We start from the raw sequence: 15,765 nt of genomic DNA, 5'->3' as shown, positions 1-15,765 counted from the left end.
TAGTTATCGGAATTATATGCATAAAGAGCAACATGTCACCAGTTCGGAGACCATCAGAGATATCGTTATCGGTATGTCTGATGGTTTGACCGTACCATTTGCACTCGCTGCCGGATTGAGCGGAGCAATCAGTTCATCGGCACTTGTGGTTACCGCGGGCATTGCAGAGATCGTTGCAGGGTCTATCGCCATGGGGCTCGGGGGGTATCTCGCCGGCAAAACAGAAGCTGACCACTACCGGTCTGAACTTAAGCGGGAATTTGAAGAAGTGGAGCTGCTTCCCGAACAGGAAAAAGCGGAGGTAAAGGAAGTCTTCGCCGCATTTGGTCTTTCAGAAGCCTTACAGCAGCAAATTGCTGATGAACTGGCTAAAGACAAAAAACAATGGGTTGACTTTATGATGCGATATGAATTGGGGCTGGAAGAACCCGATGCCAACCGGGCTACGAAAAGTGCGATCACGATCGGGATATCGTATATTATCGGCGGTGTTATTCCATTATCGCCTTATATCTTTATCGAACAGGCTCAGCAGGCGTTATACTACTCGTGCGGGTTAACCTTGATCTGTCTTTTCGTTTTTGGGTATTTTAAAAGTAAAATGACCGGACAACCGCCATTAAGCGGGGCTTTTAAGGTAGTAGTCATCGGAACCCTCGCTGCCGGGGCGGCTTTTCTGATGGCCAAACTCATTACCGGTAAATGATCAAGCCCGATCTTCGCCACCACTGATCATATCAGAAATTATGCCTTTGTCTGTTGACCTTTCTGCTAAAAAAACACCGGTGATATGAACGATGATGAAAGCGAGTACCAAATACATACAAAAGCCGTGCACCTCTTTTACACTATGCCTGATCGCTTTGAATGGCGCGAGAAGATCTTCAAAGGCCAGGAATAATCCGCTAATTACCATTATAGTGAGTAATCCGTAGAGCGAAGCATAAATAGCTTTTACAATAAAAGTGTGCTTAGCATGCTTCTGTTTCTTACCGGTCAACTTGAATTGACGATAAGCGTTACTCAATTTAAAAATAAACTTTTGATCGGCACGCTGGAAAAACTCCATCCCTATCCGAAACAGCAGCAGCAGAGCCAATGTATAACCAAAATAAACATGTATGTTCCAAACATCATCGCTGATCCCGTGGGCAACTGAGTTTGCCTGTTGGCCCGTAATGGTTACGCCGGATTTTTGAAGCTCGGTTTGTACAAGCGCACTGATCGGCTGTTCATCGGTAACAGTCGAATTGATCAGAACGGTTATCAATGACCCGCTGATCACAATTGTGTTTGTCCAATGCCAAAAACGCAATGAGGCCGGATACTTTTTTACGGGTTTCATATTTGTTGGTCCGGTTGTTTTGGTTTTAATAGTTCTCATATGTTTTTTTTTCTATGCCCCTGCTTTACCAAGGAATATGCCCAGAACGAAAACGATCCCTCCCCCTACTACTACCTGGAGGATCGTGGACAGCAATGGCGTTCTCATATACCGGTACCGTATGAAGGCGATCAGCAGGAGCTCAGTAACCACCACGATGTAAGCGAGATGCAAGGCCTGTTGAATGTCCCCGAGTAAGAACGGCAGGGTATGGAGCATGCCGCCTATCGCCGTCGCAACAGCAGTTATGCTGCCCCTGAGTACAGGGCTTCCCCTGCCTGTGACTTTTCCGTCATCTGACAATGCTTCTGCAAGCCCCATGCTGATTCCAGCCCCCAGCGAGGCTGCAAGTCCCACGTAAAATGCTTTAATTGGCTGGCCGGTCAGGCCGGCAGCCGCAAAGATCGGGGCAAGTGTAGAAACGGAACCATCCATGAGGCCAAGTAACCCTGGCTGGACTTTCTGAATGACGAAGGAACGGTCGCGTTTTGTCATCTTGCTTTATAAATTGGCATTTTAAAAATACCTAATAATTTTGTGGCAAATCTGAAGCCGGTTTTTATTAACTTGATCAAGGTTAGCAACATCAGATTTGCTCCAGTTTTATGGTTTATTTTTAATAGAAATTCAAAAGACATTGAAGGTACTGGTAATTGAAGATGAGCAGGGCTTGCGGGAAAACATCACGTCTTATCTCAACGTGGACGGGAACATCTGTGAAAGCTCGGCCAGTTTAGACGGCGCTATAGAAAAGCTTTCCCTGTACCAGTACGACTGCGTTCTATTGGATATCGGTTTACCCGACGGTGATGGTTTTGCGGTGCTGGATTACCTTAAAAATGAATCCAAAAGCGAAGCTGTATTGATCATATCCGCCCGCAATTCACTGGATGATAAACTAAAGGGCCTGAACATCGGGGCGGACGACTACCTGACGAAGCCCTTTCACCTGGCTGAATTAAAGGCCAGACTGATGGCCGTTTACAGGCGAAAAGTGTTAAACAGTAATAATAAACTCCTGTTTAACGAAATTTCGATAGATATTATGGGACGCACATTTTTTGTTAATGACACGCCTGTTATACTTACGAGGAAAGAATATGACATCATGCTTTATTTCATATCTAATAAAGGCAGGATCATTTCCAAAAGTGCTATCGCTGAACATCTTTGGGGAGATGAGATGGATATGTACGACAGTTATGACTTTATTTATACCCATATAAAAAACCTTCGTAAAAAACTGCTTGACGCAGGGTGTGCTGATTATCTCAAATCTATATACGGCATGGGTTATAAATTCTCGGCCTGATGAAGCTCTCTGCACATTATACCAAAACAAGTGTTTATATCAGTTTATCGGTATTGTTCATTGGCGCAATCATTTACTACTTTGCGATCAATTTCATTGCCGACAGCCAGCTGGACCGTGGGCTGCAGCAACAGTTGACTGAGGCGGAAGAATATCTGCGGACCGGTCAGGCTCCCCAGCAGTACGACCTGGATCGTGACCACGCTGTCTTTACGCAGACCATGCAGCAAACATTAAAAAAGCGTTTTTTTGACACTGTTTATTTTAATCCTAAAACTCAAAAGGCTGAATCCGGACGAGCAGTTGAAGAGCTCTGCACATTTAACAATGTCCATTACATAGTTCGGATCACGATATCACGTGAGGGTACCAAATACCTGATCGAAGTGATAACGATCATTACACTTGCATTGCTGGCCATACTGGTATTCACCCTTTTTCTGACAAACAGGTATCTATTGGACGGGCTCTGGAAACCGTTTTATGGAACCCTCCGCGAAATAAAGGAGTTTAATATTGCCGATGTTCCCCGTTTCAGCGGGCAGCCGAGTAAGGTGGAGGAGTTCAATGAACTGAACAGTGCGATCAACGAAATGTCGCTTCGCGTAAAGGATGATTATCTTAGCCTCAAGGAATTTACAGAAAATGCTTCACATGAAATGATGACGCCACTCGCGGTTGTCACAACCAAACTGGATACGCTGATACAGGATGAAACACTTGGCCCGGAGCAATTATCGCAGATCACAGACATTTACGCCTCCATCAATAAATCAACCAGGCTCAACCAGGCGCTGATCCTTTTAGCGAAGCTGGAAAATAAAGTGATCACGGATGTTGAAGTGATTGTTTTGGAAAGCGCCATTGAATCGAAGGCCATGCAGTTTCAGGAATTATTGCAGGCAAAAAATCTCAGCCTCAGTCAGCAACTTACTCATAAAACCTTCGAAGCGAGCAAATATCTCATCGACATCCTGTTGAACAATTTTTTCAGCAATGCTATCCGGCACAACTATGAGGGTGGGACGATTGAGGTTATGCTTTCTGAAAAAGAATTGTGCTTTAAAAATACCGGCACGCCTGATGATCTGGCACAGCAGCATATTTTTGAACGTTTCAAAAAAGGAAAAGAGTCACAGGGCATGGGCCTTGGCCTGACCCTCGTTAAAAATATTTGCCAGTTATACCGGCTTGGTATCTCCTATAGCCATGTCAATGGTATGCATATTTTTACTGTAAAATTTCCCCATTGACAATCCAGGTGTAAAATCATTGTCATAATCTCCAATTGCAGTTTGTTGAAGGTTCAACTTCAGATTTGCCACAAATTGCAGGTATAGTTTTAGGCCAACATTCATTGCTGACATTAAAATATATGCGCCGTTTACTTTTAAATAATCTGACACTGATTTTTTGCCTGTTGATATCCATCAATAAATTGAAGGCACAGGATAATTATGAAATACAGGTATATGGCTCGGAAACGGTTGAAAAGGGAAAAACGATGCTGGAACTCCATAGCAACTTTACCTTAAAAGGGAGTCAATCAGTATCTAACGGGGAATTCCCGACCAACCATGTCGAGCATGAAACCATTGAAGTAACACATGGCTGGACCACCTGGTTCGAAACCGGGTTCTACTTTTTCAACTCCATAGGCGATGGCAACCGCACGGCATACGTTGGTTCCCATATCCGTCCAAGGATTGCGGCACCGGAAAGTTGGGGTTGGCCTGTAGGGGTCAGCATCTCGACTGAATTCGGGTTCCAGAAAAGTGCTTTTTCAGCAAATACAAGTACGCTGGAGATCCGGCCCATTATCGATAAAAAGTGGCAGAAATTATATCTCTCGGTAAACCCTACTTTAGAAAAAAGTTTTAAAGGCCCCGATCAGAACAGGGGGTTCACATTTTCACCGAATGTCAAAAGCAGCTATGATATAACCAAAATCATTACTCTTGGCCTGGAATACTACGGAAGTACCGGACCTTTTTTTCACTACGATCCTTATCGGCAGCAGGACCATCAATTATTTTTAGCAACAGACCTTAACTTTGATCCCGCATGGGAATTCAATGCAGGGGTGGGATATGGTTTTCCACAACGATCTGATAAAGAAATATTAAAGATTATAATTGGAAGAAGATTTTAATAGGCAACACCTACCTGCTAAAGGAAAAAACCTGTAGCTAAAATAACCCGGTAATTAAGGAACATCGCTAAACCCAAGTAATGTATTTAGCCGCAATAAGCAGCATAAGTGTCCTGTCAGCCTTGGCTTCATCGTAGTTTCGCTGGGTGAGTTTTTTAATCTGACTGTTTTTCAGTTTAACTGCAGCTATCCGTAGAATCTGAAATGAGGCCATTTCCATGCTTTCGATATTGTGAAGATAGAAAAGAATGGACATATCTCTGGAACGTGGATCAAGACATTCCTAAAAAGCATACATCGAATTCTGTTACACTTTGACCACTACATCTACCTGAACTAAAAATTTAAAATTTGATCACATTAACACAACTCATTGGTAAAATGGGTGCGGAACAGCATGGTCAAGCACAATGGAATATCCACGCATGCTTATGAATAGTCCACGCGTGATCATTTTGTAATTTGCGTAAATTTGATTCAGGTTACAGCGGATCGTCCAAGTAATGATCTATTTGATTGAGCAGGGAGATTATAAGTCTAAAATCGCTGTTAAGCAAAATCGAAATGGTTCGAGTTTTTTATATTAGCTAAATTGGCGGAATTCGAACCACTTTTTAGATCAAATACGTATTTTAAGCGAATTAGGACACTTTTAATAATCCCCAGACTGGGCTCGAATCATTATCCGATGTTAAACATTTTATAATTAAAGATATATATTTAAATTTGTGAATAAAATTGAGAATCTGAATTTCTATCTCAATAATCATTTGAATTACAGCGAATTATACAAACAGAGCATACGACTGAAAATCCTTGTGTCACTGGTTCGATCCCAGTTGGTACCACACTCAAAAGCTTCTTAGTTAATTCTAAGAGGCTTTTTATTTGCCTGGTACAACATTCGGATCAGTCTAACTACTACCGCATCACTGCTTCAAGCCCTCCATGGGGGCTATCCCTTCGCCTGTTGCCTCTTATAGATCTCTACATAAATAAAGGCTGCCTTTGTTAGCGGGTTTACCCCGGCAGCACCTATCCGTGTGAGTGTAATATGGTATTGATAATCTCCTGAGTTTATAACTACCGGCTTCGAAATTGATAAAAGTTGACTCGTACTTATCACGTTTTGTCCCGGTAACTCCGTGATTCTTACATCAACGGTCTTAGCCGAATTATCCAGATCGTTAATTCCAACCCTCAGTAAACCTCTAAATTGTGCGTAATAGCCTTTTTTGCAATAAAGGACCTCTGGTTTTGCATACAGTTCATACCCTTTTATGGTCGATGTGGTGTCTGGCTTTATTGAATTTTGGATACCTGTAATTTCTTTTATAATGGCAGGAGTGATCTGCGCGGTATCTACCGGCTTAAATATTGTTTGCCTGTTTGCCGTTAATGATTTAATTAATTCGCTTATATGTTTAAATGCGGGTAAATTAACCAGGTTGCTGTTTTTTGGCGGTGCTGACGCATCTTTTGCTGCAATTTTAACAGCTACGGCAAATTTACTGTTGCTTGTTACCCGTATCACCAACATGGCGTAGCTTGTTTTTACAGTTGCCACACTACAGTACACCACATCAGTTTGGTTTAACCGGTCATAATATATCTTTAATATCCTGGCAGAAGGATAACCTGCTATTTGCGGAGGAGCTTTGACAGAATCCGTCAGCACAAAATCATTGCCGTTACCAATTTGCCACAAACCAAAAAGGCGCTTATCTGTCAATTTATCAGGGGAAGTATAGCCCTTAGTATCAAATAATAACGCATACCGGCCGGTTGCAAATATTTTTGATTGTAAAATATTAAGTCCCTTACTATCTATTGACAACCGGGTGCTATCAACCACCTTCCGGTTGTTGTTTAAAAGATAAATAGTGTAGCTGCCTCCACAGTATTTTATCTGCCTGGAGATACGCGCAGTTGAACCCAGGTTTTTAGTATTAAAGGCAATACTATCGGGATATAACGCCAGGTGATTTGTCATCGCATCATTATAGTAAGTGTTGCCGGCTGCCAATCCCTGAATAGAACTGAAATCAACGGTTTGGCAATTGCCGGTGCTGCTTATCCATATTTCAAGTTGTCGGGGATTATAACTTGATTTATCTCTGCGGTTGGGTTGCGGCGCATACAGCGCAACAAATTTTTCAGTTGAGCACTGTGATAATTCGGACACCAATATTTCAGCATTGTCTTTCATTTCCGGAACCAGGTACTTTACTACATTCCGGCCCTTATAAGACAGCAGGTCTATCCCTTCCGCAATATATCCGTCTGATAATATACACTGACGGATACTTTCGGCAGCGGCCTTATTAACGGTGCTATCGTATTGTATATATACTACCTGGTTTGACAAATTACATAAAGGACCGGTAATCACCAATCCATACTGCTTATCCACAGATTGAATACCCGCATGCATAAGCTCAGTATTTTTTCCTGATGAAAACAAAGCAATACTGCTGCCATCGATTTCATTGACCGGAATATTCTTGAACACAATTTTGTGTGTAGTGTCCGGGGCGCTGTTAGCCGAATCAGATTTTGAAGCAATAAAATGGAGCTGTTGGGTATAAATATTATTAGAGGTTTGTAATTCCAGCTTAAGCGGGCTGTTGTTTTTCCGCGATATTAGGGTGTTTAAACATTTCCCTTCAGCAAAATCAAACGTTATATCTGTAAATTTTGGTTCATAATAACTCAATGCCGGCAGGAAGATATCATTAACGGCCGTTTCAAAACCACCCTGAGGGCTCCGGGTATACTTGGTTATCATACCCCAGGAAATCGAGATCAACAGTATGATAAATGCTGCAGATACCCATAATAACGGAAGCCGTTTAGGTTTAACTATTATTTCGGTTTGTCCCTCCGGCTGCAATTTATTGCCTTCGATAGCCTTCAAGGGCGGGTTTTGCTTCCCGTCCTCATTTTCAAGATGAATTTTCAATGCCACATCAAGTATCTGCCCGCTGTTCCACAATTCCATAAACCGGTCGGCATCGGCCTTGTATCCACTGTTTGTTCCCGGATCATTGACATAAAGCACAAACTTATCGGTTAAAATTTGAGTTTGTTTTTCCTGATAGCTTAAACTGTTCTCTTTAACAAACGGATCGGATTCTTCCATCATACCCAATACAGTTTGCCTGGCTAATATTTCATTGGCTGTAGTTAGTTTGCTCAGCATGTCCGCACGGAGATCGGTAGGGATTGTGCCGCCATGAATCCATTTTATCCTGGCAATTCTTAAAAGATTGGTGTAGTTTAGTTTATGCAATGCACCGGCGTTTTGCAGGATAGCTTTGCCAATGCCTATAATCAGTTCCCATCTAATGCGGTAGTGAACGGCTAAAGCACACATCCACTGAAAAAGATCGGCATCTGAAAAATATTTTTCAAGTGCGTCTATATCGTCAAAATCTACATTAGGTGTCGGCAAACGCCTTGCGGCTTGTTTTGAATGAAAACCACTGTCCGGCTGCTCTATTAACATGACAATTTGCAGCCAACCTTCGAGATCAGCTGTAAGCAGGGTGAACGACCTGGATAATATTTTTTCGTTTGCCTTCCAGTTTTTCTGCAAAACCGGCGTTATTAAAAAACGTTTTTCCCAAAGATTTAAATCCTGTTCAATCTGCGTATCGAGTCTTGGCAAGGCAACATCCATGAAAGCATAACCATTACTAACCACAATCAACTCAGAATCGGGATGTAACAGGTTGATATCGGCAAGGGTAACTTCCTTCGCCTTTTTTAAATTTTTAAAGGCATAGGGCTCGGTATAGCTGGTATTCGGATCTGCAGTTTTAACTATTGGTACAGGTTTAAAGGCATTAATGTTGTCGAAAACGTAATAGTGGATAATAACATTTTTACTTATAAGCTTGCTTATAAGGTAATTAAACAAATATACATGCTGATTAAACGCCCCGCTTTGATCAACCAGGAACACATATTCATAACTCTTTTTGGTATTGACGTATATGGGAACAACGAGGCCGTGGCTTATAACAGCGTTCCTGATGGTTTTATTGATATCCAGAGATTGAAAAACAGAATCCTTTTTCCGCTGTAATTCATTAAAAACAGAAAATAACTTGTTTTCCGTTTGGATGCTGTTGTCACGTTTATCAAAAGGGATATCGTACGGTTCCTCTATCCCCGTGATCTCCTCCATACTACGCTCACTGTTTTCATCCGGCACCAGAGTTGCCTGCCCTAACTTTCTTTTAATTGGATAACGCCTAAAGTAAAGTATCCTTAACCAGCGTAAGGCGATTGTAACCAACAACAAGATTAAAAAAGTTTGCAATACAATATTTATTTTATTAACAGCGTATTGCCGGGGTATCTTGCCGCCCCCTGGTATCACAGTTAAGTTGTAATTGTTTACCGCATGGGGCTTCGCCGTAATGGTAAACGCGGATGTAGCTAATTCACAGCTATTTTTTCCGCTATCTATTAATGTTATAAAATATGTGCCCGAGTATAATGGTTTATAAGTTAAAGTTTTACCTGTGTACGGTATTGTTGTAAATGAATGCGAGCGCGGACTTTCAATTTGCCAGTGAACGGTGCCACCCACTGGCGGTATATTTTTTGAAGCAATTTCAATGGATATAAACTTATTTGAATCGGGGTGTTCAGGATTAATATTAAGGTGCAGCGATGCCGGGCATATGTTTAAAATGGTATCGGCTATAATGTAATTTTTTCGAGAAGCAGCCTTTACACTTACTGAAAAATTTCCGGCGGTTTCAAAAACATGCGATATTTTCCTGCCTGTTTGCCCGCCGCTATTATTAAAATTCCAGGTATAAGTGGTGTCGCCACTTTGGGGCCTGGTTGCCAAACTATTTTGTGCGGTAAATTCAATGGTATCCCCAACCCGGTAAACTGCTGAACTTTCTGCCTTCCCCCGGATGGTTATCTGTAGATGAGATGAGTCCGGGCTTTGGGGTGACGAATCTCGTTTTTGGAATGGTGAGGGAGGTGTTGGCTGATTATTCCGCGAATTATAAAATAAAAATAAGACAACGATAATACCAATACCGGAAAGTACATAGTAACGATTCGATTTCAGCCAATACCAAAATATAACGGCTATGCTTTTTATCGGGGATGTTTTTTTTCCTGATGCGCACCATTGATCAAACACCCGGTAAAAAGTTTGCTGCTCGGCAGGATTTTTACAGACAATAGGTGCCAGGTAATATTTAAATTGTGAGGGCTTTTTATTCCTGAAATCCCGAAATACAGCCGCGAATTCTACATAGTCCCGTACACCTATATGAAAACCTTCCCGTTCAAGCAGGTCAATAAGGTCATCAAACGGCAAATCGTTTTGCCGTTCATGAAGCTGACCGTCATTGGTGAAAAGTGGCACGGCTTTATACTATTAAAATGTTTTATCGAGAACAAACTCCAGATCTTCCTGCTTTTTTAACAAAATGGGGAAAAAAGCCTTTAACGGCGAATCTTTAAGGCTTTTACCAGGGGCAAACAAGCCGGTGCTTAAAACCCCGGCCTTCATTATAGATCGTATCCAGTCTATACATTCAGAGGTTGAAGGCTTCTTTTGCAGTTCATAATTGTAGATTATAAAAAAATCATCTATCCTGTTTGTTATATCGTTCAAGTGCTTATTATCGATCTTTAACCGACTCATCACAATTTCAACAAGGCGGTCTCTGCTCGGAAAATCGATATGAAAATAAATACACCTGCGCAAAAAAGGTTCGGGAAGGCTTTTTTCAAAATTGCTCGTTAAAATAATGATCAATCGTTCGGGTTCCTTGTCTTTCAATTCTATTTTTCTGTTCAATTCTTTTATTTCGAACACATAGTCTTCAAGTTCGTTCAACAAATCATTTGGAAAATCGCGCGATGCCTTATCAATCTCATCAATCAGTACAACCGATGATGTGGGCTGGGCCGGCACGCCGCTCTTCTCGAATAAAGCCTTATTTTCTCCGGCATTTTCACAGCCAATAGCCCGCGCAAACGCCAGGCCGAGCGCCTTTAGCTGGATGTAATCTGCGGCATTTAATTGCGGCCTGGCCGGTACTTTCTCCTGTTCAACGCTATCTGTTTTGATGATAGTAGGGTTGCCATCAGTGATCTTTTCAATGGCCGTAGTTTTTGTTTCCTTAACATTATCCTGAAAATGAGGACGATTATCCCGGAAATGCGAAACAGCATCGTAATAGTAAAACAGGTCGCTTGATACGCTTGATGATTTTGTAGCATATACGAAAGGTTTATCTGCAAAACCCCGGCTTTTAAGAGATTTCGCCACCCATTTTGCAAAATCAGTTTTGCCCGCGCCAGGCGCGCCCGACAGCAAAAGCGGCCTTTTAAGGGTGTAAGCGATTTCCAACGCGCTTATCAGCTCGTCAGACGGCATATAACCATCGGCGCTTTTGTCTATGTCAATCGGGTTGAGTTCAATTTCTTTCATGGCTTTTATCATTAGTCTAAATACTGGGTGATATCGTCAGTCTTACTTATAAAGTCGGTCATCGTATACTCGTTCTTGTTAAATACTTTTTTTTCAATCTCTTGTATTTTAACAACGCTTTCGGTTACGTGATTTTCAAGCCAGGCCCGAATCTGTGATGCCGTGACTTTATCAAAGGGGATTAATTTTGAGATGTTAAATCTGTTATCGGGGTCCAGTTTATCCATTACTGACTGATCAATATTGGTTGATTTCTGAAATTCGATTATAAATGTTAAAAAAAAACTAAATTTTGATTGGGCACAAGCATCCTGCAACTCCATCAACAACGGTGTGATATAACTTATTAACGTTGCATTGGCCACCTCTTTGGGGCTTAGTTTAAAATACAAAAAAAGTTCTTCAACGCCATTGCTAAGCAGCGCTTCCAGGTTTATTTTAAAACCCTTGTTTTTTTGACGCCACAGGGGAGGCATGATATGGAGCAGAAACCTTTCCCGCATATTCTCAATCAGAGGGCCGGCCGATAGCAGGAAATTTGCCTGTAAGGGTTCGATGACCGATATCTTTTTAAAACCATACTCAATTCTTGCCATCCGCTGCATAAAGTCCTCTGGGTTATCATTCGGTTTGCATACCGCAGCAAAAACGTTTAGCTGGTTTTTCATAGTAAGGAACGTTCCGTACATTTCAGAATACTGGTCTTTTCTATCGCATTTTAAGATCACTTCGTTAGAAAGTACCCACTTTTTTTCTGCGTAAGGGAAAAGCGCCAATGTCAACTGACTTCCCAAATGGTCGGTGTTCCTGAAATTGAAAATAATATGTCTATCTTTTATAACGTTACAAAATCGATCGAACCGGTCACGGTCATCTACAGGAATATCTTTGAGTCCGACTGCATCTTCTTCGGCAATTAATGAAATAATCGTTTTTCTTTTTGAAGGATCTTTTTCGTTATATGCTTCATTATATTCATTTTCAGTAAATGAAAGTCCCGTGTCTTCGGCCATTGAGCCATATTTTTTTCCTATAAGCAGGATATAGATGTTGCAGGCGGCAACATCTTTTAAGCATTGTTCTAATGGTCGTTCAGGCGATCCCGGCATCATGTATTCCATGATCCTACCCACTTCAAAATAGGGTTTCAAAAACTTCAGTGCATTTTCAGCAGCTTTTCGATACTCTGCCAAATCCTGGTAAGTTGACGATATGTATATTTTTTTTGGCATTGGAGCGTGAAAAATAAAGGTCGCCCCCCGGTAACCGCCATGCCAAGATTATAAAGCGATAGTATCTGAATAATCTATAGCCTGCTTTGCGATAATATGTTAAGGCCATTAAATATATAACTTTATTATTTATTCGCCAATACTTAAAGAAAGGTCAAAGAATATTAAAATCCATAACGGTCAATCGTTTAGGAAGAGGCCCCGGGCAGTAATAGAGCCGGATATAATAATTGATGCTGTTTAAAAAAGGAAAAATGGAAATCTCCTGCCGGAAGCAGCACCCGGCTTTAAGCGGATCATTGACAAACTCGCAGCCAGGAACTTCGAAAAATCCGCTGCTTGCGATTCTTACAACCTGCAGACATTTTTACCTACTACTTACCGTTCAAAAAAGCCAATATCTTTTTCGCTTCTTCCGGGTAAACAGCTATCCGGTGCGTCCGCACCAGGTACAGCGATTTTTTATTTCCCGCCGTATCATTTATCGAAATAGTATTTGAGGGCTTAAGTGGCATATGACAATCAACACAATTGTTTTTCATTAACGCGCTTAATTTTGGCGCCACTTTGCAAACATTGTGATTAGCATCATTATGGCAGCTCATGCATTTTTGCGAATACAGGGCCAGGTTACCGCTGTTGTTTACATGTGTATTGTGGCAGGTGGTGCAATCCATATTGCTCATCATAAAGCATTTGCTTGCGGTTAGTAAGCCGGTCTGGTTGCCATGCACATCAAGCGAGGCATTGTTGGTTTGTATATTTAAATAGTCCGGCTCTTTAAAGCGGGCCAGCGTATCGCCCATTTTAAATTTAAAGGTTGATACCTGGAATGCCTGTTTACTGCTGGAGTGACAAACCCCGCAGGCATCCATTTTTTGCGCCCGGTTTAACGACGCAAAACGGGTAATGTATTTCGGTTGTTTTTCTTCGGGATAAGCTTCGTGATAATTTACGTGGTTGGCTGCCGGGCCGTGGCAGCGTTCGCAATCAATACCATAAATAATTGATGCCGGCTCAAACTCCACTTTGCGGTTTTGCATATCGCGGTTTTGCTGCAATTGCTGACTGATAAATGAACTGTGGCATTCAAAGCAACGCTGCAATATGGGCCTGCCAAAATCCGGATGGTTACTATCATAACCCGGGCTGCCTGCCCAGCCATGAACTTTGCTGTAATAAGACACCGGCAACTCAAATAGCTGCGTACCCTGCCAGTACATATAGGTTTGTGCCTTGTTTACACCAAAGGTTATGTCCATGCGGCGCGCGTCGGTTTGTTTACCGTTAGTATAAATAACCTGGTATAAACTGCCGTTGCGCTTTTCCATTTTTACAATTGTTCCATCGGCATATTTAACACCCTTATCATCGGTATTAAAGTTACCTGGTACATGATCTGCCGATGTTGGTTTGGAGCTAAGATAATGAGCCGTGTGCAGGTAATTATCGTAAACGTCCTTATGGCATTTTATGCAACTGGCCGATCCGGCAAAAACTTCGTCGCGCGGATCTTTCGGTTTATCGCTAAAACATTGCACCAGCATAAAACTTAGTGGTACCAGTAACAATAAAACCAAAAACAAGGTGCGTTGCTTAAACATATCCGTACAGTAAAAAGGCGATGTTATCCTCCTCTATATAAATGCAAAAAGGCTGCCATGTAACATGACAGCCTTTTGCATTATTTACCCACGCTTATTAATAGCCCGGATTTTGTTTTATTTGGGTGCCGTTAAGCGTTTCGTTTAACGGAATTGGTAAAATTTCGTTAACACCGGCTTTAAAACCTTTAAAGGCAAGCACGGTAGGTGCCTGGCCCCAACGCACAAGGTCAAACCAGCGGTGCCCTTCGGTAGCAAGTTCAAGCCTGCGCTCGTCGTAAACATTTTGCAGCGTTGCCGGTTTTGAAGGTAAACCTACACGGGCACGTACGGCATCAAGCAATGTTTGCGCACGGCTTGCATCACCGCCATTTAGTTGCGCTTCTGCTTCCATCAGGTAAGTATCAGCTAAACGAATCTCTATATAATCGTTAGGCCAGTTCAAATCGGTAGTACCGGTTGTTACTTTATTGGCCATTACCGGCGCGTATTTCTGGATAAAGTAACCGGTATTCTGGTAGCTTGGCGAATACGATGTATTGGTAGCCTTGGTTAAACTATCAATATTAACAACGGTATAACCATAACGCGGATCGCCTTTTAAAGCATTGGCCAGTTGTGTTGTTACCGGGTTAAAACCGTAACCACCGCTATAATAAATTGGGCCGGTATAGCTACGCGGACCAATCATCTGGGTGTAGATATTTGATTTAAACTGATCCCAGTTGCTCCAGGTATAGCTTTGCGAACCCGAGTGTACCAACTCAAATATCGACTCGCTGTTAAATTTATTTTTAGGGCTGAAAATATCGCCATATTTAGGCAGCAACTGGTAGCCATAAGCCGGGTTTGTGTTCACATCCTTCAGCATGGCAGCGGCATCGGCCCATTTCTTTTCGTACAAATAAACTTTACCCAGTAAAGCTTTCGCGGCACCTTGTGTAACGCGGCCACCTTCGGTAGCAGCAGGCACTGTAGCCGGCAAACCAGTAATTGCAGCTTTCAAATCTATTTCAATTTGCGCGTAAACAGCTTCGGGTGTGGCCTGCGGCTGCTGGTAAACGTTGGTCAGATCCAACGATTTCAATATCAGCGGCACGTTTTTAAATAACCTTACCAGGTCGAAATAATAATGGGCACGTAAAAACTGACCTTCGGCAGTATACCTTGTTAACTGGGCAGCGCTTAAACCAGGCACTTTAGGTAAATTTTCAAGCAATACATCGGCGCGGTTAACACCCTGAAAGTTAATTGCCCAAAACTGGTTTTGCGGCCCCTGTGCCGGTGTAAGCGTATAGTTATTGATCACCTGCCACTGAATAACGTCTGATGAGCTGCCGCCCCCTGCAAAACAATCATCAGATGCCGAGTTAAGCGCCCCAAGCGGCGATGAGTAAGTATTATCAATACCGCCGGTTTCGGTAACCAGGGGATCGTAGGCGGCCACCACGGCTGCCAATGCCTCATCGGCGTTAGCGTAGTAGTTTGATTCGAGAAACTGCCCTTTGGGCTGCAACTCGAGGAATGATTTTTTACATGATACCATGGCTCCCATTCCCATCAATGCCAGGCCGGTATATATAATATGTTTTGATTTCATGATAAT

At 42.2% G+C, this 15,765-nt stretch carries 12 protein-coding genes; 4 read left to right on the top strand and 8 right to left on the bottom strand.

From position 1 onward, the window contains the following. Window positions 1-16 precede the first annotated feature (16 nt). The gene (locus tag HYN43_RS29300) at window positions 17-706 is read left to right on the top strand and encodes a VIT1/CCC1 transporter family protein (protein ID WP_119407360.1); all 690 of its coding nucleotides are present in this window, start codon (window positions 17-19) and stop codon (window positions 704-706) included. Here HYN43_RS29300 and HYN43_RS29295 read toward each other — a convergent pair whose 3' ends face one another. Next, window positions 707-1,345, bottom strand: coding sequence for a cytochrome b/b6 domain-containing protein (locus HYN43_RS29295; RefSeq protein WP_245447081.1), 639 nt, complete (start codon window positions 1,343-1,345; stop codon window positions 707-709). Window positions 1,346-1,396: 51 nt separating this feature from the next. Beyond that, window positions 1,397-1,879, bottom strand: coding sequence for a VIT1/CCC1 transporter family protein (locus HYN43_RS29290; RefSeq protein WP_119407358.1), 483 nt, complete (start codon window positions 1,877-1,879; stop codon window positions 1,397-1,399). Between the two features lie 142 nt (window positions 1,880-2,021). Between HYN43_RS29290 and HYN43_RS29285 the strand changes: the two genes are divergently transcribed. Genes HYN43_RS29285 through HYN43_RS29275 form a run of 3 tightly spaced genes read left to right on the top strand, consistent with a single transcriptional unit; the run spans window position 2,022 to window position 4,848 of the window. Beyond that, complete coding sequence (locus tag HYN43_RS29285; RefSeq protein ID WP_119407357.1) at window positions 2,022-2,696, top strand: response regulator transcription factor; 675 nt, start codon at window positions 2,022-2,024, stop codon at window positions 2,694-2,696. Next, window positions 2,696-3,949, top strand: coding sequence for a sensor histidine kinase (locus HYN43_RS29280; RefSeq protein WP_119407356.1), 1,254 nt, complete (start codon window positions 2,696-2,698; stop codon window positions 3,947-3,949). Before HYN43_RS29285 ends, HYN43_RS29280 begins: the two co-directional genes overlap by 1 nt. A gap of 35 nt (window positions 3,950-3,984) precedes the next feature. Further along, window positions 3,985-4,848: a hypothetical protein gene (locus HYN43_RS29275; protein WP_245447077.1), complete on the top strand. Its 864-nt coding sequence runs from the start codon at window positions 3,985-3,987 to the stop codon at window positions 4,846-4,848. A gap of 67 nt (window positions 4,849-4,915) precedes the next feature. On the opposite strand, the gene HYN43_RS29270 is transcribed toward HYN43_RS29275, so the two are convergent. The 6 genes from HYN43_RS29270 to HYN43_RS29245 all read right to left on the bottom strand — a co-directional run bounded on the left by HYN43_RS29270 (window position 4,916) and on the right by HYN43_RS29245 (window position 15,759). Next, window positions 4,916-5,104, bottom strand: a complete 189-nt coding sequence (locus HYN43_RS29270) for a DUF892 family protein (protein WP_281024308.1) — start codon at window positions 5,102-5,104, stop codon at window positions 4,916-4,918. Between the two features lie 699 nt (window positions 5,105-5,803). Next, window positions 5,804-10,249 (bottom strand): PKD domain-containing protein, encoded by a 4,446-nt coding sequence (locus HYN43_RS29265; RefSeq protein ID WP_119407355.1) that lies wholly within the window; start codon window positions 10,247-10,249, stop codon window positions 5,804-5,806. 12 nt (window positions 10,250-10,261) lie between these two features. Beyond that, window positions 10,262-11,323, bottom strand: coding sequence for an AAA family ATPase (locus HYN43_RS29260; RefSeq protein ID WP_162996676.1), 1,062 nt, complete (start codon window positions 11,321-11,323; stop codon window positions 10,262-10,264). A gap of 11 nt (window positions 11,324-11,334) precedes the next feature. Further along, window positions 11,335-12,555: a DUF4062 domain-containing protein gene (locus tag HYN43_RS29255; protein ID WP_119407353.1), complete on the bottom strand. Its 1,221-nt coding sequence runs from the start codon at window positions 12,553-12,555 to the stop codon at window positions 11,335-11,337. Between the two features lie 374 nt (window positions 12,556-12,929). Then, the gene (locus tag HYN43_RS29250) at window positions 12,930-14,159 is read right to left on the bottom strand and encodes a cytochrome c3 family protein (protein ID WP_119407352.1); all 1,230 of its coding nucleotides are present in this window, start codon (window positions 14,157-14,159) and stop codon (window positions 12,930-12,932) included. 97 nt (window positions 14,160-14,256) lie between these two features. After that, window positions 14,257-15,759, bottom strand: coding sequence for a RagB/SusD family nutrient uptake outer membrane protein (locus HYN43_RS29245; protein ID WP_119407351.1), 1,503 nt, complete (start codon window positions 15,757-15,759; stop codon window positions 14,257-14,259). Window positions 15,760-15,765 lie beyond the last annotated feature (6 nt).

Origin of the sequence: Mucilaginibacter celer, assembly GCF_003576455.2 — a bacterium.
Classification (GTDB): domain Bacteria; phylum Bacteroidota; class Bacteroidia; order Sphingobacteriales; family Sphingobacteriaceae; genus Mucilaginibacter; species Mucilaginibacter celer.
The sequence above is the reverse complement of the archived record's forward strand: the minus strand, read 5'-3'. Positions and strand labels throughout refer to the sequence as shown.